Below are 20,781 nucleotides of genomic sequence, written 5' to 3'. Positions count from 1 at the left end.
GTCTAGTCCTTTTTCGGGCAAACGTTAAGTATTCCATGTGACTTGTGTTAGTTATACGGTTAAATGGTCCGCCAGCAGGGTGAATCTCACGCTAACTGGTTCGGTGCGAGGTAGACTGTTCGCAACCACCTCTGAGATGGTAAAAATAAAACTGGTTTGCGGTGGTCACCGTCTATTTTCCTAAACCCAACGCCTAGGTTCTGCCATCAAAACAGTCCGCGGCGTATTTGTCTCTACTCACCACTTTTCTACTATATAAATACCCAGCCACACGAGTAACTTCGTTCGTCAGTCTATTTTTCAGTCAAAAGCTGCGTCAATACTGACTTTTGAACCGAATAACCTGCTAGAACGCTCCCTGTGCATACCTAATTTTCACCCACCACCGTCACGCCAATCCCCGGCCCACGCAATTTTTGCTAAAATTCCACTTATTTTGCGGTGTTCGGTTGCGTCGGACCGCTATAAAGGGTAAAATTTGCTTCAATTCACCCCCTGTGAAAAGGCGGTGAGACGCGCTATAATGAAGAGATAGAACTATATGAAATGAGGAATGATGTGTGGATAGCGGTCAGATAGTTGTAAATCTAATTATTATTTTAATTACCTTCTTTTTTGCAGCTTTCTTTGTTGCCTGCGAGTTTGCTTTGGTCCAAACCCGGCCTAGTGCCCTGGAGGAAAAAATTGCCGAAAGAGACAAGCCATCGGCCAAGCTGAATCGGGCCATGAAAATGGTCACCAATTTGAATGAATATTTATCAACGACTCAAGTGGGGGTTTCCCTCGCCGGAATCATCTTAGGGTGGATCGGGGAAACGTTCTTCGTTGACCTACTGCTCGGCGGGATTGCGCCCGCCCACCTGAACAACGCAACGGCCCACACCATCGCCGTGATTGTCGGTGTCCTTTTACTGACGTACCTCGAAGTGGTCTTCACAGAAATTGTGCCTAAGAACATTTCCATCGACATGCCAATGAAGGTGTTAATGTTAGTGGTGACACCCCTACATTACTGCCACGTCATCTTCTACCCGTTCGTCTGGTTACTGAACAACAGTGCCTCCGGCGTGGTCAAATTGATGGGCCTGAAAGTGGCCAACGAAAGTGATGAAGTCTTTTCCCAAGCTGAAATTTTAAATCTTTCCAGAAGCGCCGTTGCCGGTGGTGAACTGGAAAAGAACGACTTGATCTACATGCAACGGGCGTTCGAGCTGAACGATAAAGTGGCCAAGGATATCATGATTGACCGGACCCAACTGGTTGTCATCGACATTACCGCCAACGTCAAGGAAGCCCTGAACGTTTATCTGCAAGAACGCTTTAGCCGGTTACCAGTCGTGGCCGACGGTGATAAGGATAAGATTCTGGGTTACGTCTACAATTACGATTTGATTCGGCAACAACAAGTGGATTCTCACGTCCGAATCGATAAATTAATTCGCGATATTTCCACGACCCCTGAAACGACCCCCATCACCCAAGTCCTGCAGCAAATGATCAAGAAGCGGACCCCAATCGTTGTCGTGGTTGACGAATACGGTGGGACGTCCGGGATCATTACGGATAAGGATATTTATGAAGAACTGTTCGGGACCGTCCGCGATGAAATCGATGACGCCAACGACCAGTACATCTTCAAGCAACCCAATGGCACTTACCAGGTCAACGGGAAGATGACCACCTACGACTTTGAACGGTACTTCAACACCGATATCAAGGGCTTTGAAGCCTCCGATACGGTCACGATGGCCGGGTTTATCATTGATAACTACCCCGACGTCAAGGTCAACGACGTCATCCAACTGAAGAACTTCGACTTGAAGGTCTTGGATTACGAAAACTCCTTCATCAACTGGTTAGAGGTCACGGTCAATCCGCCACAGAAGCAAATCACCACGACAGAAGACACCGAAAGTGACGACAAGAAAAAAGATAAGTAACACCAAAGAAGCCATCGCTCGTTTTGAGTGATGGATTTTTGTTTACAGTAAATTTTCAAAGGCGAGAAACGCCCCCACCGTGGGATCCAAAGGGTGTCGCTGGTAACACCAACCGACCCCCATCGCGTTGGGGAGCGCCGTTTGTAGCTCCCGGGTTGCCAGTCCGTTCAGGTTGCCAGGTACTTGTGAGACCGGCAGTAAGGCAAACGTCGGCGTCATCTGAAGCTGGGTGAACAAGAGGTCCAGCCCCGCCAATTGAGTCGTTTGAAACGCATGACCGTGCAGGAGCTGCGCCGTCAGCTGGCCAAACTGTGTCGCTGGCACACTGGTCAACGTTAGATAGGTCAATCCCGCCAATTGATCCAGGGTCACACGCCGGGGCAATGTCGTTAACGTGCTCTTGCCACCAACGACGACCAGATGGTCCGCTAATTCTTGCTTCCACATTAATTGCCGGTCAGAGTGGTCGACGATGCCAAATCCCAGGTCGGCCGCCCCCGTTAGCACATCCTGCACCGCCTGTTCCGAATCGCGTTCCACCAACTCAACGGTCACGTTTGGAAACTCAGCACGGAATTTGACTAGTTGATTGATGTAGGGCTGAAACTGCTGGGCAATGTAAAAGGAGACCCGCAGCCGTGTCGGCGCCGTTGCCTGGTCCCGCCAGATATCCAGCAGCGCGCCGTGATACGTTGCCAGCATGCGCTGAGCTGCGCGATAAAATTGCTGACCAGCGGGCGTGACCGTGACGTGATGGTGGTCACGCAACAAGAGTGGCTTGCCAACGGTTTCTTCTAACTGTTTAATTTGGGCGCTAATGGCCGGCTGTGAAATAAAATTCCGTTCGGCCGCCCGGGTAAAATTTTCCAGGTCGACCACGTCAACGAAGTATTTTAACGACTCTAAATCCATTTCATAGCACCACCTTGTTATAAGTTTCACTTATCATCCATCACAATTATCCGCTATTTCCGTTTGAATGTAAACGCTTCTACAATGGGTTTGTAAGCAAATTAAGGGAGGCAACGAAGATGTTACGGAAATCAGTTTATTGGCCTAGCGCCGGTGTTGCAGAGTATCACGAGGAAGAAATCAGTGAACCCACTGGCAAAACCGTGTTGATTGCCACGCAGTATTCTTTGATCAGTCAAAGCAGTGAAAACAGTTGGTTTGTGAATGATAAAGCCCACGTTGTGTTGGGCACTACTTTCCCCTTCATCCCCGGCTAGAGTTCTGCCGGTGTCGTCGAAGCGGTTGGTGAAGACGTCACGAAATTTAAGCCTGGCGACCGGGTCATTGGTGCGCCCGTCTATGGCGCCCACTCTAACTACACCTACGTTGAAGAGGACGCCGTCTACGCGGTTCCCGATGACGTTCAGCTGGACGATGCCGTCTTCTACAACTTAGGCATGACCGCCCTCTTTACGCTGGACAAGGCCGACCTGCGTTTGGGCCAGTCCGTGGCCATCATTGGGGCCGGCGTCGTGGGCCAAATTGCCATTCAGGCAGCCAAGGCAAACGGCCTGCACCCCATCGTTGCCTTTGATATTCAGGAACAACGGCGGCAAGCGGCCAAGAAGGCTGGCGCCGACATCGTTCTTGATCCGAATGATTCGGCAGCCATTGAAGCCCTCATCGGTAAACTGAACGGTGGCGTCGATGCGGCTCTGGACGTGTCCGGTAGTAATCCCGGCATGAACCTGGCCATTCACCTCGCACGGCCACTGGGTAAGGTCGTCTTCTGCACGGCCAACAATGATCCACAAACGTTGAACTACGGCGAATTTTTCATTAAAAACCTGACCATTCTGGGCGACTTCGTGAACACCGAAATGGACCGGCAACGCAAGGCCATCAAGAATTTTCTGTGGCTCCTATCGACCAAGAAGATTATCGCGCCTGCCCACAGCGATACCATTTACGACCCAACCGACGAAAACATTAAGATGCTCTACGGTAAGGTCCTGAAACACGACAATACGATTAATAACCCCATCTTCAAATGGCGTTAAGGAGGAAATACTCATGAAAGTACTAGTTACCGCATCATTTGGTCACATCGGTCAAAAGGTAATTCCCTTATTGGCTCAAAACAACGTCGATGTCGTAGCAGTCGACCCGGACCCCGCTAACGAGGCGGCTTTAAAAAAACTAGGCGCGAGCCAAGTCATCATTGGTGACCTGCGTCGTGACGAAATCATTGATCAGGCCGTTGCCGGTGTCGACAAGGTTCTGCTAATTTTGCCAGATGCCCTCGATGGCATGGTTCCCATGGCCGAACGACTCATTAGTGCCGCCGAAAAGGCCAACGTCACCCACTTCGTCTTCTCCTCCTGTCTGAACACAGTCATGGAATTGGCCCAACACTGGGAAAAATACGAAATCGAAGACCGACTGATGGGGTCGACCATGAATTACACCATCACCAAGCCTAGTGGTTATATGGAAGGCCACTTCCCCGCTGGTGCCGACAGCGTCTTTGAAACCGGCGTGCTGACTACCTTCATCAAGGTCGACCAACCCTCAAACCTGATCAGTCTTAATGATATTGCGGCCGCCAACGTCAAGGTTCTGCTGAGTGATGACGAATATTACGCCTGCTCCCTGGATCTCTGCTCCAAGGGCAACCGGACGACCCGCGAATACGCGCAGGAAATCTGTGACAAGACTGGAAAACAGCTCAAGATCAATTTGATTCCGGTCCCTGATTTCCCATCCGTTCACGCCAACGATCAATTCGGTCGGATTGCCACTTACCATGGCAACCACCCGTACAAGGGCAACCCGCTGGACTTCAACGCCCTGATGGGTCGGCCGGCGAAAACCTTTAGCGAATATGTCGATGAGGTCCTAGCCGTTAAAGCTTAAGCACAAATAAACGCCCCCGTTGCCAACTTGGCAGCAGGGACGTTTTTGTTTACCACTATGTAGGCCAACAGAAATGAGGTCTGCTCAACGCCGATTTACCGCAACCGCACTAACCCCTTAACAAAGTAAAACACGCCGCCCCAAAACAGCAGGAAGCAGACCCACCAGAAAACACTGGTTAGCCGAAATGGTAGGATATTCCAAATCATTAAAAACATAATCAGGAGTCCGCTCCAAAAATCCAATGAATGCACAAATCGTCGATTAAATTGCATGGCTCCTCCTACTTTTTCTGCCGACTGGGGGTCACAAACATCCCCCGCGACAACTCATAAACGCCGACAATAACTAGAATACCCGAGATAATCCATTCAAACACGCTGTTCCCGGTCAAAGGTGAGAACCCCCACCCACTCAAAACTAGGGCCACAATGCCGCCCCAAAAATTCGATGAACGATAAAATTCTTTATTAAACGTCACGTTGATTCCGCCTTCCACTGACTGTTACCTCTTATTCTAGCACTAATGGACAGGGGATTAACTAGCAATCATTGACACGCCGGCCAGTTAGGCCGAAGATGAACGTATGTCGTTATTTCTGGCACGGAATTTTTTGATTGACCGAACCATCACTGGCAAATAATGCCGACTCACATCCACTATTTTTATCGGCCTGATCAGGCACTGACAACAACCCCATTCTGAAAGGAAGCTAATCGCTTGGATATTGCGCAGCTCTCGAACCAAATCATCCTCATGTTCATCCTCATGGCGGTCGGCCTGCTGACGAACAAACTCGGCTTCATGCACGGGCAAACGGCGACCGACCTCACCAACATTCTGCTCTACATCGTGTCGCCCTGCCTCATCGTAAACGCCTTTGAACAGCGGTTCTCCGCCAGCCGCCTGCAGGCCCTCGCCATGGTCATGCTGGGCATTCTCCTGACATACGCCGTCATGGTCCTGGTGACCAACCTGGTCTTCAAACGGATAGCGGATACCAACCTACAGCGCATCATGCGTTTCGGGGCCGTGTACTCCAACGCTGGCTTCATGGGCGTGCCACTGGCCAGCGCCCTCTTTGGTAGCACCGGTGTCTTCTTCGCCGTAGCCTCACTAGCGGGCTTCAACCTGTTCTGTTGGACGCACGGGATTGCCCTCTTCACCCCGAAACAGCTGGGAGACCGCCACGTCAACTGGCGCCAGATTCTACTCAATCCCAATATCATTGCGATTGTTGTGGGGCTGATCATTTTCGTCAGTGCCGTCCACCTGCCAAGCCTGCTCAACCAAACCATCACCGACGTCAGCTACATCAACACGCCACTATCGATGATTGTGATTGGGAACAGCCTGGCCGCGGTTAAACTCAACCGGCAAACGCTGGACCCCCGCCTCTGGTGGCCGCTGCTTTTACGCAATTTATTATTTCCAATTATCAACATTTTAATTCTGCGGGCATTTGGCGTCAGTGGAATTCCACTCTACACGACCGTGCTGATGGCCGCCTGCCCGGTTGCCGGTAACGTGGTCCTGTTTACGCTCAAGGCCCACGGCGATACCACCCCGGCAGTCACTCTGATGAGCCTCTCAACAATTTTGTGCATGGGCACGATTCCCTTAGTTTTTGCCCTCAGTAATTTTCTTTAACTAAAAAATGGTGCCTGACCAGCTTGGTCGGACACCATTTTATTTAGCGTTCGTTTAACGTTCTGCCTTGGGTAAGCGTAAGGCAATCAGGAAACCAATCAAAGCCAGGACAAGCGTGAAGTAGAACCCATAGTGGGCCCCGTTCACAAAGGCACCGGCGGCGTTGGTCGTCCCCTTAGCCAGGTAAGCGGCTTGCCCGATACCCAGCAAACTGGTGGCAATCGCCGTGGCAATGGCCCCCACAATCTGTTGCAAGGTGTTCATGATGGCACTCCCGTCGGCGGCGATTGGGCCGGTCAGGGCGTTTAACGCGTGCGTCTGAGATGGTGACATCGCTAACGGTGCCCCAATCATCAGAATCACGTGCGCCATAATCACATACCAGACAGCGGAATGTGTGGAGGTGAAGGCCAACATCAGGGCGCCCACCATTGAAATGATAAAACCTAGGCGGGCAGGCATTCGCGCACCCACGTGATCATACAACCGGCCAGCGCCGGCGGAAACGATGGCATTCATGATACCACCAGGGAACATGATGATCCCGGTCAAAGCAACGGGGATCAGCAGGCCCTTTTGGATGTACATCGGTAATAAGTACATCGCAGACAGGATAATCCCGAAATTGATCATGACCAGAATGGCCCCCGTCCGGAAACCAGGAATGGCAAAGGCCCGTAAGTTTAAGACAGGCTTTTCAACCGTTAACTGACGGTGCGTGTACCACGCTAAAATGACAATCCCAAAGATCAACGCGCCAATCACGATGCCGGAACCCCAGCCATGGTCACTAGCTAAGCTAACGCCCATCACTAAACTGCCGAACCCTAACGTGGACAAGATAATGGACAAGAAGTCCACCTTGGGCCGCGTCACTTCGGCAATGTTCTTTAATGACGTCACTGCAAACGCAAAGGCAATCACTAAGAATGGCACGAACAGCCAGAAAATCCACCGCCAGGAAGAAATTCCCAAGACGATACCGGCTAAGGTTGGCCCAACGGCTGGTGCGAACATGATGACCAGTCCGACCATCCCCATGGCTGCCCCGAGCTTGTACGGTGGGAAGATTTGCATCGCCACCGTAAACATCAGCGGTAAGATCAAGCCGGTCGCAATCCCTTGGATCATCCGACCAAACAACAAGACCCCGAATCCGGGGGCCGAAGCGGAAATAATCGCCCCGACTGCGAAATCAATTAAGGCAAACAGGATAACCTGCCGCGTCGTAAACCATTTCGTAATAATACTGGAGAGTGGCAGAACCACCCCAACCATTAACATATATCCGGTCACCAACCACTGAATCGTGGCCGTTGACACGTTTAACTGCGCCATCAACTGGGGCAAAGCAATATTCAAAGATGTTTCAGAAAACATCCCAACAAAGCCCCCGATTAGCATCCCCATCATGGCTAACATTGGGTGGGCAACTTGTACCCGCGCGTGCTTGGCCATTTCTGGTTGACTACTTTGTGCTGAATCCATTTGTTTTCACACTCACTTTCAATGTATACACAATGGATTACTCTAGCAGAAAAAACAGTTCTTCGTAATAGTAAAATTAGAAAAAGTTTCGATTAAACGTTTTCATAGCCAACTTTTCACCAAATTGCCATTTAATTGGCCGATTTCAACGCCGCAATCTGTTCTCGAAGTTCCTTCAACCGTTGGGTATCGAGTTCCGGGGCCATCATCGCCTGATCATATTCAAATTGGAGCCGGGGTAAATCACTGGCTGGGACACCCTTGGCCGTTCTGGCCGGGTCCGTCAACTGGTGATTGGCCATGACCAGGGTTCGTGTCGCCACGTGTTGCCGGAACTCCTGGTCATGTGCGACGAATAAGACGGTGCCGGGATAGCCAATCAAGTAGTCTTCCAGTGCCCGTAAGGCGGGCAAGTCTAAATAGTTCGTGGGTTCGTCCAGAATCAACAGGTTGCTGGCACTGACCAGGATGGCTAACAGTTGTAGCTTAACCTGTTCACCCCCACTGAGATCGCCAACTAGCCGGTCGTAAAACCGGGCCGTTAACCCAAAGGCCCCCATCACCTGACGCGTTCGGTTGCCATCAAGTGCGGTCGCTGCCGACATCACTTGCCACACAGTCTTCGCCGCGGGCAACTCCGTCATGTCCTGATGAAAGTACCCGACCCGCGCGCTAGGCGCTAAGCGGGTGTTGGGCGCGTGACTCAAGATGGCTTCGATCAACGTCGACTTGCCACAGCCATTGGGCCCAGCCAACGCGACCCGTTCACCCGGCGTCACACTGAAACGAACGTGTTGCAACAGATCATGCTTGCCACGCTTGAGGTGCAGGTCTTCCACTGCAATCAGGCGTTTACCGGTCACGGGGGGTAAGTCCGTGGCCACCAGCTTCAACGCCGCCGTCTCGTGCGGTTTGACCGTTTTCGTTTGCCGTTCGGCTCGGTCGCGTAAGGCGCGGGCCCCACGTTCCATCTTACCGGCGTTCTGTTCACGAACCGATTGCGAGTTTGCGCGTTCCGCGGCGCTCATGCTGCGGCTACCTTTACGGATACGGTCGGCCTTTTCGTGCCGCGCCTGTACGGCCAGCCGGAGCTTCCGCCGCTCGTTCTGTTCATTTTGATACTGACTCCGTGCGTTCTCCCGCCGCTGTTCCCGGTACGTTTCAAACCTGGTGAAGCTCCCGTTATACTGGGTGTACACGTGATCCTCGAGGGACCAGATCTGTGTCGCTACGGCCGCCAACAACTCCCGGTCATGAGAAATGATGATCAGCAGGCCAGAGAAATGTTGGAGCTGGCCGATCAACCAGCTCTGATGTTCGTCATCCAGGTTGGCAGATGGTTCGTCTAAAATCAACAATTCTGGGCGTTGCGCCAGCGCTCGACGAATCCGGTCCAGCATGCTTTGCCCACCGGAACGGCCAGCGTTCGGCGCAATCTGTGGCACTAAAATAGCGGTATCCGTCACGGTTCGTTGGCCGGTGAAGTCCGTGTCCGTGCCACAAATAATGTGAGCCAGCGTACTCTTCCCGGTCCCGTTGGCGCCAATAATGCCGACCCGGTCACCAGATTGAGCGGTTAAATGTTCCGCGGTAAATAACGTTTCCCCCGCGACTGTTTTCGTTAAATTATTTAAGGTAAGTTGTGTCAAAAAGTCGTCCCCCTTTTGAAAGCAGGGATTGAAGGTACAAAAATAGTGGCCGCATTTCCCGTCCGGAAATGGCGCCCACTGGTTGCGTTTGGCAACTCAGTCAATGCACCATCAATCCCAATTGCAGGCCCACTCCACCCCTTGCAGGTGATGAAGCTGACTGACATTTGTGGATTGATTAGTTACGCATCGGCTGAATACCTCGTTCTTTCCTAGATTACCAACAGAATAGCACAGGCCTTATTTTTTGACAAGTGTTTTTCTTTTTGCCTTGTTTATTGGCGTTCCCGGCGGCGGATTCAAGGTGCCCTGCTGTGGGGAACGGTCCCAGCCTGAGGAGCGGTCTGGGACCTCGACTTGAAACCTCGCTAAAGAGCGCGAGTTTCCAAGTTCGTCCCATGTTCTAAGGTGAGAAAGTCACTCACCTAAGAACATCGACACAGCTGGTCACTTTGATTCGCCTCTGGTCACTCGGACTAGTAATACCACTTTATACTTGTGTAGTCACGCCTGTGCTTACTGGTTTTCACGTTTGATATTCTGCATCCAATTCCGTTCTAATCCCACTTAACCAGTGTCTATAAATAACGCCTTAGCTATCTACTATCCTTGAGCTGCAGCATCACACTAATTCTCGCTCGAAGTAACTAAGTCCTTTCTTCGTCTTCTCATACAAACTCACTCCAAATTCACACGAAAAAATCACAACATTTCTGCTTCATTTCGAGTACACTGGGAGTAATCAGACTGTTTTGAACGGAGGCTCTTTTTATGCAACCCTTACGCATTTTATTCATTTCTATCGAGGGGAATACCCGCAACTTTGTCACGAATTTGACTGCCTATGCGGCGCAACAACATGCTACTGACCCAAGCCTGCCAACCATTGACGCCTTGGAAATTAGTGAAGTCAGCGACTTTGTTGATGAGACCCAGCCCTACTTCTGCTTCGTGCCCACCTACCTGAACGGCGGCAACGGCATTGATAACGGCGTTAAGGAATTGATGACCAACGTTATGGGCGAGTACATTGCCTACAATCACAACGCCCAACAACTTCTCGGCGTCGTGGGCAGCGGGAACCGTAATTTTAACGAGCAGTATTGCTTAACGGCTAAACGGTATGCAGCACAATTCAACGTGCCCTTCGTAGGTAACTATGAACTCCGGGGCGTTCCCCGTGATGAGACTCGGATCTACGATGCCCTGGTCGCTCGCGCACGGGAGGTGGCCCAAGCATGATCAACCCGACATTAGCCACCCTGCTTGACCACCGTAGCATTCGGAAATTTACCGATGAGAAGCTGACCGCTGCCGAAGTTGAGACGCTCGTCAACGCCGCGCAACACGCCGCGACCAGTACCTTTTCCCAGCAATACAGCATCATCAGTGTCACCGACCCACAAAAGCTGGCCGTCCTGGGTGAAATCACCGGACACCACTGGTTAGAAAATGCGGGCCACTTCTTCTTGATGGTTGCGGATCAATATCGTAATGAGCAGTTGGCCCCCAAAAATGAGCGGACTGCAACCAATCTACGCAGTACGGATAAGCTACTGGCCGGCATTTTTGACGCCGCCATTGCCACCGAGGCCATGGTCACGGCTGGCGAGAGCTTGGGCCTGGGAAGCACCGTCATGGGCAGTATCCTCAACGATACGTTGCGGGTCATTTCACTTTTTGATTTACCCGAGCTGACCTTCCCAGTTCTGGGCCTAGCCGTGGGACATCCCGCTGAAAAGCCGGAACAAAAGCCCCGACTTCCCAAGGAGTTGATTCACTTCACCAACGCCTATCAACCAATTGTCGCCACTGATCCCATTTTAAAAACTTACGATCAGTTGATCACGTCCTACTATCACGACCGTGGCTCTAACCAGCGCGACGAAACATTTACGCACCACATCGTCCGCGAAATGAGCCGTGACCCGAAACAGCGTGAAGAAATCTTGGTAGCCCTCATCCAGCAAGGTTTTTCCCTGGAAGCTGCCCACTAACCACAATCATTCAAATCAAGGGGACTGGGACACGCTCTCAGCCCCTTTTTACTGTCCAACTTAAAGTCATGCCATATCGGTCGTAAACGCCGTCCGCAGCGTCTCACCGTCAATTCGCTGATGGGTAAAAATCGTGGGGTGCGCCGTCATCGCTGGAATGCCTTGGCGCAGGGTGCTTTCACCCCGATAGTTTTTCTCCGCTAGACACCGTTGCTGCGGGTCCGTCTGACTGCTTAATAGGACCTCGTGTCCCGTTGAGAAGAGTAGCTGACTGTGGTTCACGTCGGACGCCACCAGGGCCAGCAAGGCTGTCGCCACCTCTGGCCGCACAGCACTCGCAAACTCATCGGCAATCACCGTTTGCGGGTTCTTGGCGATCTGGGCGGTAATGAAAGCTAGTCCCGCGGCGACTAGTTGCTGAGTTCCGGTTGAGGCCTGCCGCAGTGGGAGTTCGGCCACATCGACGACCTCACCCTCCTCATCGTATTTTTCGTAGAGCAACGCCAGGTCTGGTCGGGTAAACCGCGACCCATCTAGAAACTGGAGGGCCAGCTGTCGTTGGGTCACGCCCGCCACCTCGCTACCCACCGCGTGTAAGAACTGCGTCAACTGGGGAATCAGCCACTCATCCAGCACCAGATCCGTCCGGGGACGGTCGCCCAGGACCACTAAATCTTCCGCAAACCAACTGAACACGGCGATTGCTGGCTGGTAATTGGCTGCTTGTAGCGTCTGCAGAAAGAGCGCGTTGGGCCGCGTGTTAGCGGCGGCTTGCTTTTGCCCGGCTGGTACACAAACAATGGCGCCATTTTGCCGTAAGAACAGCCGCTGTGACTGACCTCCTGGCAGGAGAACCGCTAACTCCTCACTCAAAATCCGCGTGGCATCATAACTCAGCGTGTACCGATAGCGACTGCCACCGCGCTCTAGCGTCACTGAAAACTGTGTGGGAAGGCCATCGCTGGTCGTGTCAAAGGCAAATGGCTGATACGGCAGTCGATCCGTAATCTGTTCCGTGGGGACCACCACCATCTGCTGCAACAGGGTTAAGCCTGCGAGCACGGCACTTTTCCCAGCACCGTTGAGTCCTGACAGGGCCACCCATTTCAAATCAGCGAGTGAGAGCGTAGCGGCTTCCTTGTACGACCGAAAATTCTGGAGCGTGAATGCAATAAGCATGGCGAGACCTCCCCTTTTTCTAACAGGTTACGCCACTTCACCAATTTCACAACGAATTTCACTCCAAAACGGCAAATCCGTCATTGCGATTTTAATAAGACGTTCAACCATAAATATCGTTGTGAAAATGCCGTTGCCATAAGGTTTCTAATGGCCCCTCAACATAAAAATGGACTGCCATTACAGCAGTCCATTTCCAATTTATTATTCCGCCTGGTCCGCCGCAACAATCTTGGCGACCCGGTGTTCGTGAATAGCAATGTAGAGTAACAGCAGCAGTGCCAACCCGGCAGCCGAGTACAACACGGTGTTGCTGGCAATCCATCCAAATTTGGCAACCAGAATCCCAATCAATGCGGTGGCTAAGGTTTCACCGAAGATGTACTGGAAGAAGCCCATGAACCCGGTTGACGACCCCACGGCAAACTTTGGCACAGCTTCGTTGACCATCAAACCAACCAGGGTCAGTGGCGCGTAAATCAGGCTCCCCATGATCAACAACACCACGATGATAGCAATGTGGCTGGTACTGAAGAAGTAGGTCGTCAGGCAAATCAATAATCCAATTACACAACCGATGCAGACCAGCGCCCGGCGGTCCTTTAACAGGTCGGAGATGGCCCCCATCAAGATAACGCCTGGGACGGCGGCCAATTCAAAGATACCGACCAACCATTTGGCAGTCCCAGGGTCGAAGCCCTTGAACTGGGTCAAATAGCTGGGAATCCAACTCATGATCCCGTAACGCACGAGGTAAAGTGACATGGAGGTCAACGTGATGGCCCACACAATTTTGTTCGTTAAGATATATTTGACAAAAATCTGCCAGAGAGACAGGTCGGTCAGTTCAGCGGCCGTGGCTTTCCCATCATCCAACACAACCTCGTCACCGGTATGCTCCCCAACACTTGGAAGACCCACCGTAGCGGGCCGGTCAGCACCAGCGAACACGATAAAGATAGCAATAATAATGGAAACGACGGAAGCCGTGTAGAAGACGGCCGCAATCGAACCGGTAAACATCAACGTTGCCAGTTGCACAACGGCCACGCAGACGAACGCCCCGGCATTATGTGCAGAGGACCAAACGGCGTAGACGGTCCCCCGCCATTTCTTCCCCCACCAGAGTTGAACGGTCCGTTGACAAGCAGCGGCGCCCATCCCTTGAGCGACGGACATCACCAGCATCAGAAACATCATCATGTACAGGTTGCGCGTGGCACCCAACCCAAAATTTAAAATGGCTGAAACAAATAACCCAGTTGCTAAGTACCACTTGGGATTGCTCTTGTCACTGAGCGCCCCCATGAATAATTTCGAAATCCCGTAGCCAATCCCAAAGCAGGACATGACCAGCCCGATATCAGCGGTGGTAAACCCATACGCCTTCATGATATCGTTCTGTTCCGTCGTGAAGATCAGCCGAATAATGTAGTAACCAATGTAACCAATACAAATTGAGAGCAAGACACCCGTTTGCCGCCAACGATAAGTTCCCTCGATTTTCTCAGCAGGAACCTTCACCTTAGCGTCTGGAGCTGGTTTCAGAAAAGAAAACATAAGCTCATCCCCTACGAAATTGTGTTAGTGAACATTTGTACAACTTCAATGTACACCGTGGCCATTATCGCGTCAATGTAAACCCTTACATTCCTTTAGAAGTGACCCTTATTTTCGAAAGAAAGTTTTAGACCTAGCTAAGGGAACCAGTTGAGTCAAGTTCCTGCACATAATTGCATTAATCCGTGAGACCAGACCGTAAGAGTTGGACCTGAGGAGAACTCAGGTGGACACTGGAAAGACAATAAAAAGGACCAGCAGCAGTAACCACCGGCCCGACGTATATTCAAATTGAGTAAATCCCTGAATCATAGCTAGTCCCACCGAACAAAACAAACTAAACCCAAAATCAACGACCAGTCCAAACGTTCCAAATCAGTGTCAGCCGGACGGGGGCTCAAAATAGGCTCAGCCGTGGGATTTACTGGGCACAGCCCAGTAAATGGCGACTTTGAGACTCGGTTTCTAGAGGCTCAAAGCGAGCCTAAAGACCGCCCCACAGGCTTTAGGCGTCCCGCCCACAGCGTTCCGGCCTATTTTGAGCCCCCGGGAGGCGAAACAAAAACACTATTTAGAAAGCTTGGCCTGGTTCCGGCGGTTGCAGAGGAGAACGGCTCCCAATGCCACCAGCATCAACGCCGTCACCGACCAGAACAATGATTGGTAACTGCCGTACTCAATGATCATCCCACCGTACAGCGGCCCCACGGCTCGGCCGAAGGAAATCGCCATATTATAGATACCTTGGAATTTTCCTTTGTCATTGTCCCCCGCCAGTCCATCGATCCACGCTGGAATCCCTGGAAAACCGGTCATTTCACCCAAGGTTAAAATCACCATGGTAATCACGAACATTGCGTAACTCTTGGCAAAAACTAACAGCAGGAACGAGAGAATGAAAACTAGCGTGCCGACCCAGATTTGTGAGCTGAGTTTAAAGTCTGCAGCTAGCCGGTTCACAATAGGTTGGCCGAAGACAATCATCAAGCCATTTAACGTCCACAACAGACTGTATTTCTCAAAGGAGATGCCGAGTCCGGTCATGTGCACGGAAATCACACTTTCCCATAAGGAATAACTCATGTAGAGGGCGAAGACCAGCGCACTGATCAGCCAGATCAGGTTAAGCTGTGCCGGCTTGTCCGGCCCCTTGGCGTGCGCGTACGTCTTCTTTTCAATCTTGGCGCGGAAGTCAAAGAGGAAAATCAACAGCAGCGCCAAATAACTGAGCGCTGCCACCCCGAAGACCAATGTGACCCCGTGTTTCATCAGGACCCCGACCATCAGCGTGCCGATGACGACCCCTAAGTTCATCCCAATATAGAGGTAATTGAAAACTTTGCGGCTCTCCACCGACTTGACCGTGGCCGCAAAGGAATTCACGACCGTCATGACGATGCCGTCGCCCAGTCCGATGAACAGCAGCATGATGCCAAAGACCGGCCAACCATGGAAAAAGATCAGCAGCGTCATCGGGATAAAGGAACACAGCGTACCCACGATACTCGATAAAAACGGCGACCAATTGTCAAAGAGCCAGCCGCCCAGCCAATTTCCTAAAATCATACATAGTGACATCCCCAGCAAGGCAATTCCCGCCAGCGTCAGCGTTTGATGTAACTGATCGTGCATGTAGACCGTGGTCAACGGCCACATACACGCGGCCGCGGCGTTAAGGAGTAGCGTTGCCGCTACAATACCAGGCATACTCACTTCTCGTTTGGTTTTCCACATTTAGCGTCCCTCACTTATTTTCAATCTGTCTTCATTGTCGCACAGATAAAAAATTTCCGAAACTCTTACCCGTTCAAAATGGGATTAAACCGCTGTTTTATGAGCAAGTTGCTCATTTTCTACAAAAAATTTTCTATCTTTTATGTCAACTTGATTTGAGTCAAGTTCTTTTCCTCCAGCCGCCCGTATACTAAGTCATGTAATCAAGGCAAACGAAAAGCCGAAGGAGGTTTTCGTTATGAGTAAAGTAACCATGAAGTTAGACGACCTGACCTGCCCCTCTTGCATGACCAAGATCGAAGGCGCGCTGAGCAAGAAGGATGGCGTGAAGAACGTCAAAGTCCTGTTCAATGCCAGCAAGGTCAAAGCCGAATTCGACGACGCCACCGTTTCCGCCGAAGATTTAGCGAACACCGTGACCGACTTAGGCTACGCCGTTCAAAGCAGTAAAGTTAAAGCTCTTTAACCCAATAGGAGGTTTTCAATTATGAGTAAAGTAACCATGAAGTTAGACGCATTGACCTGCCCCTCTTGCATGACCAAGATTGAAGGCGCACTGAGTAAGAAGGATGGCGTGGAAAACGTCAAGGTCCTCTTCAACGCCAGCAAGATCAAAGCCGAATTCGACGACAGTGCCGTTACCGCTGAAAGCCTGGCGGACACCGTCACCGACCTCGGCTACGTCGTGAAGAGTTCTAAAGTCAAAGCCCTTTAATCCCTGATCCCTAAATTTGAAAGGAAGTTCATCTAATGACCACTACAACTATGAGTATCGAAGACCGTTACGCTGCCGAACAAGCCCAAACCGACCACGACCACCACGTGCCAACGGCCGGCGCCATGACCAACCACATTTTATCAAACCTGCACATCTCTATCGTTAAGTTCCACCAAGTTCGGTGGTCCGTCAAGGGTCCGTTGGCCTTAAGCGTTCGCCAGTTGTTAACCGGCTACATCGACACTTATCGCAAGCAATTTGACGCCTTAGGTGAACTGCTCCTGGATGAGGGCGAAATCGTTTCGACCACGACCAAGGAATATCACGATTACAACATGCTGCAAGAAGGCGGCGACAAGAAGTACCTCAACGCCGAAGACCAAGTCAGTGAGCTGGTCCACGACGCCGATACCCACAACCTCTTCATCGACCGGGCTATCAAGCTCGCCGAAAAGGAAGAACGCCCAGCCCTGGCCAGCTTCTTAACTGACCTGCGCGGCACCAACAACCACATCATCCGCGAACTCCAAGCCGTTCTGGGCAATGACGCCCGGGATGGGCTGGACGAAGAAGACGATGAGGATGACGAAGATTAGAGTGCGGAGCGAGCCGCTTAGACTCTGAGCATTAACGTGGCAAAGGGAATATCCCCGAACTTGGGATATTTTCTTTGCCGGGTTAAGCGCAGGAGTCTGGCTCGCGGAGCACGTTTCAGAGGCCGCCAGCACCGGGATAGTTCCGCGAAGAACCAGTCCAACGAACTGAGCTATAGCAAGTAGACTGTCCCAAGAACTAACTCGCCCCAAGCCAATATCACACCGGGCTCCACACTGGCGCCCCTATCAAATTTCACTTACACCAAGTCCCACCCTGCGAGAAAGGGCGACTGTCAGCACACTGCGAGGTGCTGGCAGTCGCCTTTTATTTATTTTGTTGTGTTAGCGATTTTCCATTTGACGACGTCATCCCCACTTGTTAGGCTTAGCTTTAAACTAGCACACGTCTAAGGAGGCTGTCGCCATCAAAAACAACCTACTAACCCTACTCGAACTGGTTATCGTCATGCTCATCACCTTCAAGCTTTTCGCCTGGCTCAGCAATCAGGTCTTCACGTTAGGCGCTGGTCCTTCATTACTGCTGAGCCTGCTACTCCTGTTGGTTTTCTGCATCGTCACGTACGAGATCATTCGCTTCTTTGTGCGCCGGCTGCTTAAAAAATAAATAGACCCTACCAAAGAAACCTAATTAGGCTGTCAACGCCGTCATCACGCCGTTGACAGCCTATTTTTTTACCCAAATTTTCCACGAATTCAAATAAATCCCAACTATTCCCCCCAACTTGATTCACATCAAGTTAATCCCTCCCCATCGCAGGCATAATGAATACATAAACAAGGAACACAAAAACTTACTTAGGAATGATCAATAGAAAGGATGCTACCCCATGAAATTTCAACGCTTTATTTACAGTCACACCAACCCCATTACCTTCTGGTCTGCTGGCTTAATCATTCTCGGTTTCCTGAACACCTGGTTCACCAAAGTACCTTACGTGACCGACGTCGCCTGGATCATTGCTTCCGTTATCGCCGCCGCACCAATCGTTTTGCGGGCCATCAGCGCGTTGAAAGCCAAGGTCTTCAGTATCGAACTGCTGGTCGGCATCGCCGTCATCGGGGCCTTTGCCATCGGTGAATTTGAAGAATCAGCCATCGTGACCTTCCTCTTCCTCTTCGGGTCCTACCTCGAACAGAAGACGCTGGCCAAGACCCGGGGTGCCATCCAATCATTGACGGAAATGGCCCCAACGACCGCTCAACTGGTCAACGACGACGGCACGACCGAAGAAGTCGACGTCGATGACCTGGAAGAAGGCAACGTTGTGTTAGTCAAGGCCGGTGGCCAAGTCCCCGTCGATGGTAAAATCGTCGACGGTACGGGTTACGTCAACGAAGCCTCCATTACCGGTGAATCTCGCCCCGTTAATAAGCAAAATGGTGACGGCGTTTACTCCGGTGCCATGGTTGAAAGTGGCACGCTGACCATTGAAGCCACCCAAGTTGGGGACGAAACGACCTTCTCCAAGATTATTGAACTGGTCGAAGAAGCCCAAGATACCAAGTCTCCCGCTGAAAAGTTTATTGATAAATTTGCGCAATACTACACGCCAGCCGTTCTGGTCATCGCCATTCTGGTCTACGTCTTCTCACAAGATTTACGGTTAGCCATCACCGTCTTGGTTCTCGGTTGCCCTGGGGCCCTGGTCATCGGTGCGCCCGTTTCTAACGTGGCTGGTATCGGTAACGGTGCTAAAAACGGTATCCTGATCAAGGGTGGCGACGTGGTCGAAAGTCTCGCCAAGGTTGATACCATCGTCTTTGATAAGACTGGGACGCTGACCACTGGTAAGATGACCGTCGCTGGTTTGAAGCAATACACGAACGACCAATCCCTCTTAGCCGGAGTCGCTCAGGTCGAAAAGACTTCTGATCACCCACTGGCACAAGCCATTGTGGCGCACTTAGACGCTCATCTTCATGCGAACGCCGCTACCATTGAAACGGAAACCATCAAGGGTCGTGGGATGGTCGGTAACTGGCACGACGACAGTCTCTACGTTGGAAACGCCGCCTTACTGAAAGATAACGGCATTGATTTAACTGCTGACCAACTAACCGACTTACACGAAATGCAAGATGAGGGCCAATCCACTGTCTTAGTCGGCTACCAAGGCCAACTCGCCTTCATCCTGGGCGTTGCCGATACGGTTCGTCCCGAGGTTCCCGCTGCTTTAGCCGCTCTGAAACGCCAAGGTATCAAGCACCTGGTTATGTTAACCGGTGACAACCAAGCCACTGCCTCCGCCGTTGCTGAATCCCTGAGCATCGATGAAGTCCACGCCGACTTGCTGCCAGCCGACAAGGTCACCTTTGTGAAGAAGTTCCAAGACATGGGTCGCAACGTCGCCTTCGTTGGGGACGGGATCAACGACAGTCCTTCCTTAGCCACTGCTAGTGTTGGTATCGCCATGGGTGGTGGGACCGACGTCGCCATCGAAACGGCCGACGTGGTCTTGATGCAATCCAGCTTCACCGCTCTGAATCACGCGGTCGGTTTAGCCAAGAAGACTTCTGCCAACACCAAGGAAAACATCACCATCGCCATCTTGACGGTTGCCTTCCTGCTGATTGGCCTGGTTTACGGTTACATCTACATGGCCAGTGGGATGTTCGTCCACGAAGCCTCCATCCTGGTCGTTATCTTCAACGCGATGCGCCTGATTGGTTACAAGCCTCGCGGTAAGAAGGACGCTCAACCCGTTGCCCAACAATTAGCCACGAACTAAATAATCGGTAAATGAAAAGCGCTAGGTCACTGACGACCTGGCGCTTTTTTATCCAATAAATAATTTCATATTCGGTTTAAACTTTATTGGCGTAGCATTTCAGCCCACAGCCGACACCCAGATAGAGCAAGTAGCCGCCAATCAAGGGACTGAATCCCGTTCCGACCAGCAAGGCGTAACCTCCCATACTGATGAAGCCCAGCAGGCCACTCAGACAGGTGATTCCTCGAAAGCGGAGCCAGAACAGGCTAAGCGCAAAGATGATGGTCGCCGCGGCGGTTAATTCCCAGAGTACGAGCTCATTTGTGGCCGCATCCCCGTATGTCAGCGCCATCGTGTTGACCATGTCGCCCCACGCCAGGTATATGGCGATCCCGATACCCACAACGCCGAGAGCAATCAAACTTATCTTCAGTCTATGTTGCACGTCACCGTTCCCCCTTTGAACGACTGAATCCGTGGTTCACTCCCCAGTGGCACCGGATTCAGACACTTTGTGAATTCTCTGTATCATTAAGTATTCTAGTCGTTTAGGGCCGGTTAGACAAGTCGGCGACGTGAACTGTAATCAACTATTTTCACTAGCTATCATTAGTCCAAACAAAAAACGACCCCATCGCATTGATGAGGTCGTCCATTTATTTAGTCATT

General features: G+C 51.4%; 19 protein-coding genes and 1 pseudogene. 12 read left to right on the top strand and 8 right to left on the bottom strand.

What is annotated here, in order from left to right; all coding sequences use genetic code 11:
- Positions 1 to 560 precede the first annotated feature (560 nt).
- Positions 561 to 1,940, top strand: coding sequence for a hemolysin family protein (locus JUF13_RS11125; protein ID WP_125765293.1), 1,380 nt, complete (start codon positions 561 to 563; stop codon positions 1,938 to 1,940).
- A 42-nt stretch (positions 1,941 to 1,982) separates the two neighbouring features.
- On the opposite strand, the gene JUF13_RS11120 is transcribed toward JUF13_RS11125, so the two are convergent.
- On the bottom strand, positions 1,983 to 2,852 hold the full coding sequence (locus JUF13_RS11120) for a LysR family transcriptional regulator (RefSeq protein WP_203639724.1): 870 nt from the start codon (positions 2,850 to 2,852) through the stop codon (positions 1,983 to 1,985).
- 119 nt (positions 2,853 to 2,971) lie between these two features.
- Here JUF13_RS11120 and JUF13_RS11115 point away from each other — a divergent pair, with 119 nt between their 5' ends.
- The 4 genes and pseudogenes from JUF13_RS11115 to JUF13_RS11105 all read left to right on the top strand — a co-directional run bounded on the left by JUF13_RS11115 (position 2,972) and on the right by JUF13_RS11105 (position 4,808).
- A complete protein-coding gene (locus tag JUF13_RS11115; protein WP_203639723.1) occupies positions 2,972 to 3,169 on the top strand; it encodes a hypothetical protein in 198 nt (65 codons plus the stop codon).
- An 18-nt stretch (positions 3,170 to 3,187) separates the two neighbouring features.
- Positions 3,188 to 3,298: pseudogene (locus tag JUF13_RS14610) on the top strand (hypothetical protein); the annotation flags it as partial.
- Positions 3,299 to 3,349: 51 nt separating this feature from the next.
- Entirely contained in the window at positions 3,350 to 3,952 is a 603-nt protein-coding gene (locus JUF13_RS11110; protein ID WP_203639722.1) for a zinc-binding dehydrogenase, read from the top strand.
- A gap of 13 nt (positions 3,953 to 3,965) precedes the next feature.
- Positions 3,966 to 4,808 carry an SDR family oxidoreductase gene (locus JUF13_RS11105; protein WP_203639721.1) on the top strand — a complete coding sequence of 281 codons (843 nt, stop codon included), beginning with the start codon at positions 3,966 to 3,968 and terminating at the stop codon, positions 4,806 to 4,808.
- A gap of 283 nt (positions 4,809 to 5,091) precedes the next feature.
- Here JUF13_RS11105 and JUF13_RS11100 read toward each other — a convergent pair whose 3' ends face one another.
- A complete protein-coding gene (locus JUF13_RS11100; protein ID WP_203639720.1) occupies positions 5,092 to 5,307 on the bottom strand; it encodes a hypothetical protein in 216 nt (71 codons plus the stop codon).
- Positions 5,308 to 5,529: 222 nt separating this feature from the next.
- Here JUF13_RS11100 and JUF13_RS11095 point away from each other — a divergent pair, with 222 nt between their 5' ends.
- Complete coding sequence (locus JUF13_RS11095) at positions 5,530 to 6,459, top strand: AEC family transporter (RefSeq protein WP_203639719.1); 930 nt, start codon at positions 5,530 to 5,532, stop codon at positions 6,457 to 6,459.
- A 54-nt stretch (positions 6,460 to 6,513) separates the two neighbouring features.
- On the opposite strand, the gene JUF13_RS11090 is transcribed toward JUF13_RS11095, so the two are convergent.
- Positions 6,514 to 7,947 carry a DHA2 family efflux MFS transporter permease subunit gene (locus tag JUF13_RS11090; protein ID WP_203639718.1) on the bottom strand — a complete coding sequence of 478 codons (1,434 nt, stop codon included), beginning with the start codon at positions 7,945 to 7,947 and terminating at the stop codon, positions 6,514 to 6,516.
- Positions 7,948 to 8,078: 131 nt separating this feature from the next.
- Positions 8,079 to 9,596, bottom strand: a complete 1,518-nt coding sequence (locus JUF13_RS11085; RefSeq protein ID WP_203639717.1) for an ABC-F family ATP-binding cassette domain-containing protein — start codon at positions 9,594 to 9,596, stop codon at positions 8,079 to 8,081.
- A gap of 771 nt (positions 9,597 to 10,367) precedes the next feature.
- Between JUF13_RS11085 and nrdI the strand changes: the two genes are divergently transcribed.
- Positions 10,368 to 10,838, top strand: coding sequence for a class Ib ribonucleoside-diphosphate reductase assembly flavoprotein NrdI (gene nrdI / locus JUF13_RS11080; RefSeq protein ID WP_203639716.1), 471 nt, complete (start codon positions 10,368 to 10,370; stop codon positions 10,836 to 10,838).
- On the top strand, positions 10,835 to 11,593 hold the full coding sequence (locus tag JUF13_RS11075) for an NADPH-dependent oxidoreductase (RefSeq protein WP_203639715.1): 759 nt from the start codon (positions 10,835 to 10,837) through the stop codon (positions 11,591 to 11,593). The genes nrdI and JUF13_RS11075 overlap by 4 nt, the downstream gene beginning before the upstream one ends.
- 66 nt (positions 11,594 to 11,659) lie before the next feature.
- Here JUF13_RS11075 and JUF13_RS11070 read toward each other — a convergent pair whose 3' ends face one another.
- The 3 genes from JUF13_RS11070 to JUF13_RS11060 all read right to left on the bottom strand — a co-directional run bounded on the left by JUF13_RS11070 (position 11,660) and on the right by JUF13_RS11060 (position 16,066).
- A complete protein-coding gene (locus JUF13_RS11070) occupies positions 11,660 to 12,772 on the bottom strand; it encodes an AAA family ATPase (RefSeq protein ID WP_203639714.1) in 1,113 nt (370 codons plus the stop codon).
- 204 nt (positions 12,773 to 12,976) lie between these two features.
- A complete protein-coding gene (locus JUF13_RS11065) occupies positions 12,977 to 14,332 on the bottom strand; it encodes an MFS transporter (RefSeq protein ID WP_203639713.1) in 1,356 nt (451 codons plus the stop codon).
- 567 nt (positions 14,333 to 14,899) lie between these two features.
- Positions 14,900 to 16,066, bottom strand: coding sequence for an MDR family MFS transporter (locus tag JUF13_RS11060; RefSeq protein WP_203639712.1), 1,167 nt, complete (start codon positions 16,064 to 16,066; stop codon positions 14,900 to 14,902).
- A 238-nt stretch (positions 16,067 to 16,304) separates the two neighbouring features.
- On the opposite strand from JUF13_RS11060, the gene JUF13_RS11055 reads away from it, so the two are divergent.
- The 4 genes from JUF13_RS11055 (at position 16,305) to JUF13_RS11040 (ending at position 20,130) form a co-directional block, all read left to right on the top strand.
- A complete protein-coding gene (locus JUF13_RS11055; RefSeq protein WP_125765307.1) occupies positions 16,305 to 16,532 on the top strand; it encodes a heavy-metal-associated domain-containing protein in 228 nt (75 codons plus the stop codon).
- Between the two features lie 21 nt (positions 16,533 to 16,553).
- Complete coding sequence (locus JUF13_RS11050; RefSeq protein WP_125765308.1) at positions 16,554 to 16,781, top strand: heavy-metal-associated domain-containing protein; 228 nt, start codon at positions 16,554 to 16,556, stop codon at positions 16,779 to 16,781.
- A 35-nt stretch (positions 16,782 to 16,816) separates the two neighbouring features.
- The gene (locus JUF13_RS11045; protein ID WP_203639711.1) at positions 16,817 to 17,380 is read left to right on the top strand and encodes a Dps family protein; all 564 of its coding nucleotides are present in this window, start codon (positions 16,817 to 16,819) and stop codon (positions 17,378 to 17,380) included.
- Between the two features lie 848 nt (positions 17,381 to 18,228).
- Positions 18,229 to 20,130, top strand: coding sequence for a heavy metal translocating P-type ATPase (locus tag JUF13_RS11040; RefSeq protein ID WP_203639710.1), 1,902 nt, complete (start codon positions 18,229 to 18,231; stop codon positions 20,128 to 20,130).
- A 76-nt stretch (positions 20,131 to 20,206) separates the two neighbouring features.
- Here the strand turns inward: JUF13_RS11040 and JUF13_RS11035 are convergent, their stop codons facing one another.
- A complete protein-coding gene (locus JUF13_RS11035; protein ID WP_203639709.1) occupies positions 20,207 to 20,557 on the bottom strand; it encodes a hypothetical protein in 351 nt (116 codons plus the stop codon).
- Positions 20,558 to 20,781: the final 224 nt, after the last annotated feature.

The organism is Levilactobacillus wangkuiensis, from assembly GCF_016861605.1.
In the GTDB taxonomy this organism is placed as follows: Bacteria; Bacillota; Bacilli; order Lactobacillales; family Lactobacillaceae; genus Levilactobacillus; species Levilactobacillus wangkuiensis.
This window is presented reverse-complemented; position numbering and strand designations above follow the sequence as displayed.

What these genes read in the sequence shown, in the direction of transcription:
- JUF13_RS11060 (WP_203639712.1), bottom strand. Translation starts at nt 16,066, where the DNA reads ATGTGGAAAACCAAACGAGAAGTGAGTATGCCTGGTATTGTAGCGGCA.
- JUF13_RS11120 (WP_203639724.1), bottom strand. Translation starts at nt 2,852, where the DNA reads ATGGATTTAGAGTCGTTAAAATACTTCGTTGACGTGGTCGACCTGGAA.
- JUF13_RS11070 (WP_203639714.1), bottom strand. Translation starts at nt 12,772, where the DNA reads ATGCTTATTGCATTCACGCTCCAGAATTTTCGGTCGTACAAGGAAGCC.
- JUF13_RS11045 (WP_203639711.1), top strand. Translation starts at nt 16,817, where the DNA reads ATGACCACTACAACTATGAGTATCGAAGACCGTTACGCTGCCGAACAA.
- JUF13_RS11050 (WP_125765308.1), top strand. Translation starts at nt 16,554, where the DNA reads ATGAGTAAAGTAACCATGAAGTTAGACGCATTGACCTGCCCCTCTTGC.
- JUF13_RS11075 (WP_203639715.1), top strand. Translation starts at nt 10,835, where the DNA reads ATGATCAACCCGACATTAGCCACCCTGCTTGACCACCGTAGCATTCGG.
- JUF13_RS11115 (WP_203639723.1), top strand. Translation starts at nt 2,972, where the DNA reads ATGTTACGGAAATCAGTTTATTGGCCTAGCGCCGGTGTTGCAGAGTAT.
- JUF13_RS11090 (WP_203639718.1), bottom strand. Translation starts at nt 7,947, where the DNA reads ATGGATTCAGCACAAAGTAGTCAACCAGAAATGGCCAAGCACGCGCGG.
- JUF13_RS11055 (WP_125765307.1), top strand. Translation starts at nt 16,305, where the DNA reads ATGAGTAAAGTAACCATGAAGTTAGACGACCTGACCTGCCCCTCTTGC.
- JUF13_RS11040 (WP_203639710.1), top strand. Translation starts at nt 18,229, where the DNA reads ATGAAATTTCAACGCTTTATTTACAGTCACACCAACCCCATTACCTTC.
- JUF13_RS11065 (WP_203639713.1), bottom strand. Translation starts at nt 14,332, where the DNA reads ATGTTTTCTTTTCTGAAACCAGCTCCAGACGCTAAGGTGAAGGTTCCT.
- nrdI (WP_203639716.1), top strand. Translation starts at nt 10,368, where the DNA reads ATGCAACCCTTACGCATTTTATTCATTTCTATCGAGGGGAATACCCGC.
- JUF13_RS11110 (WP_203639722.1), top strand. Translation starts at nt 3,350, where the DNA reads ATGACCGCCCTCTTTACGCTGGACAAGGCCGACCTGCGTTTGGGCCAG.
- JUF13_RS11105 (WP_203639721.1), top strand. Translation starts at nt 3,966, where the DNA reads ATGAAAGTACTAGTTACCGCATCATTTGGTCACATCGGTCAAAAGGTA.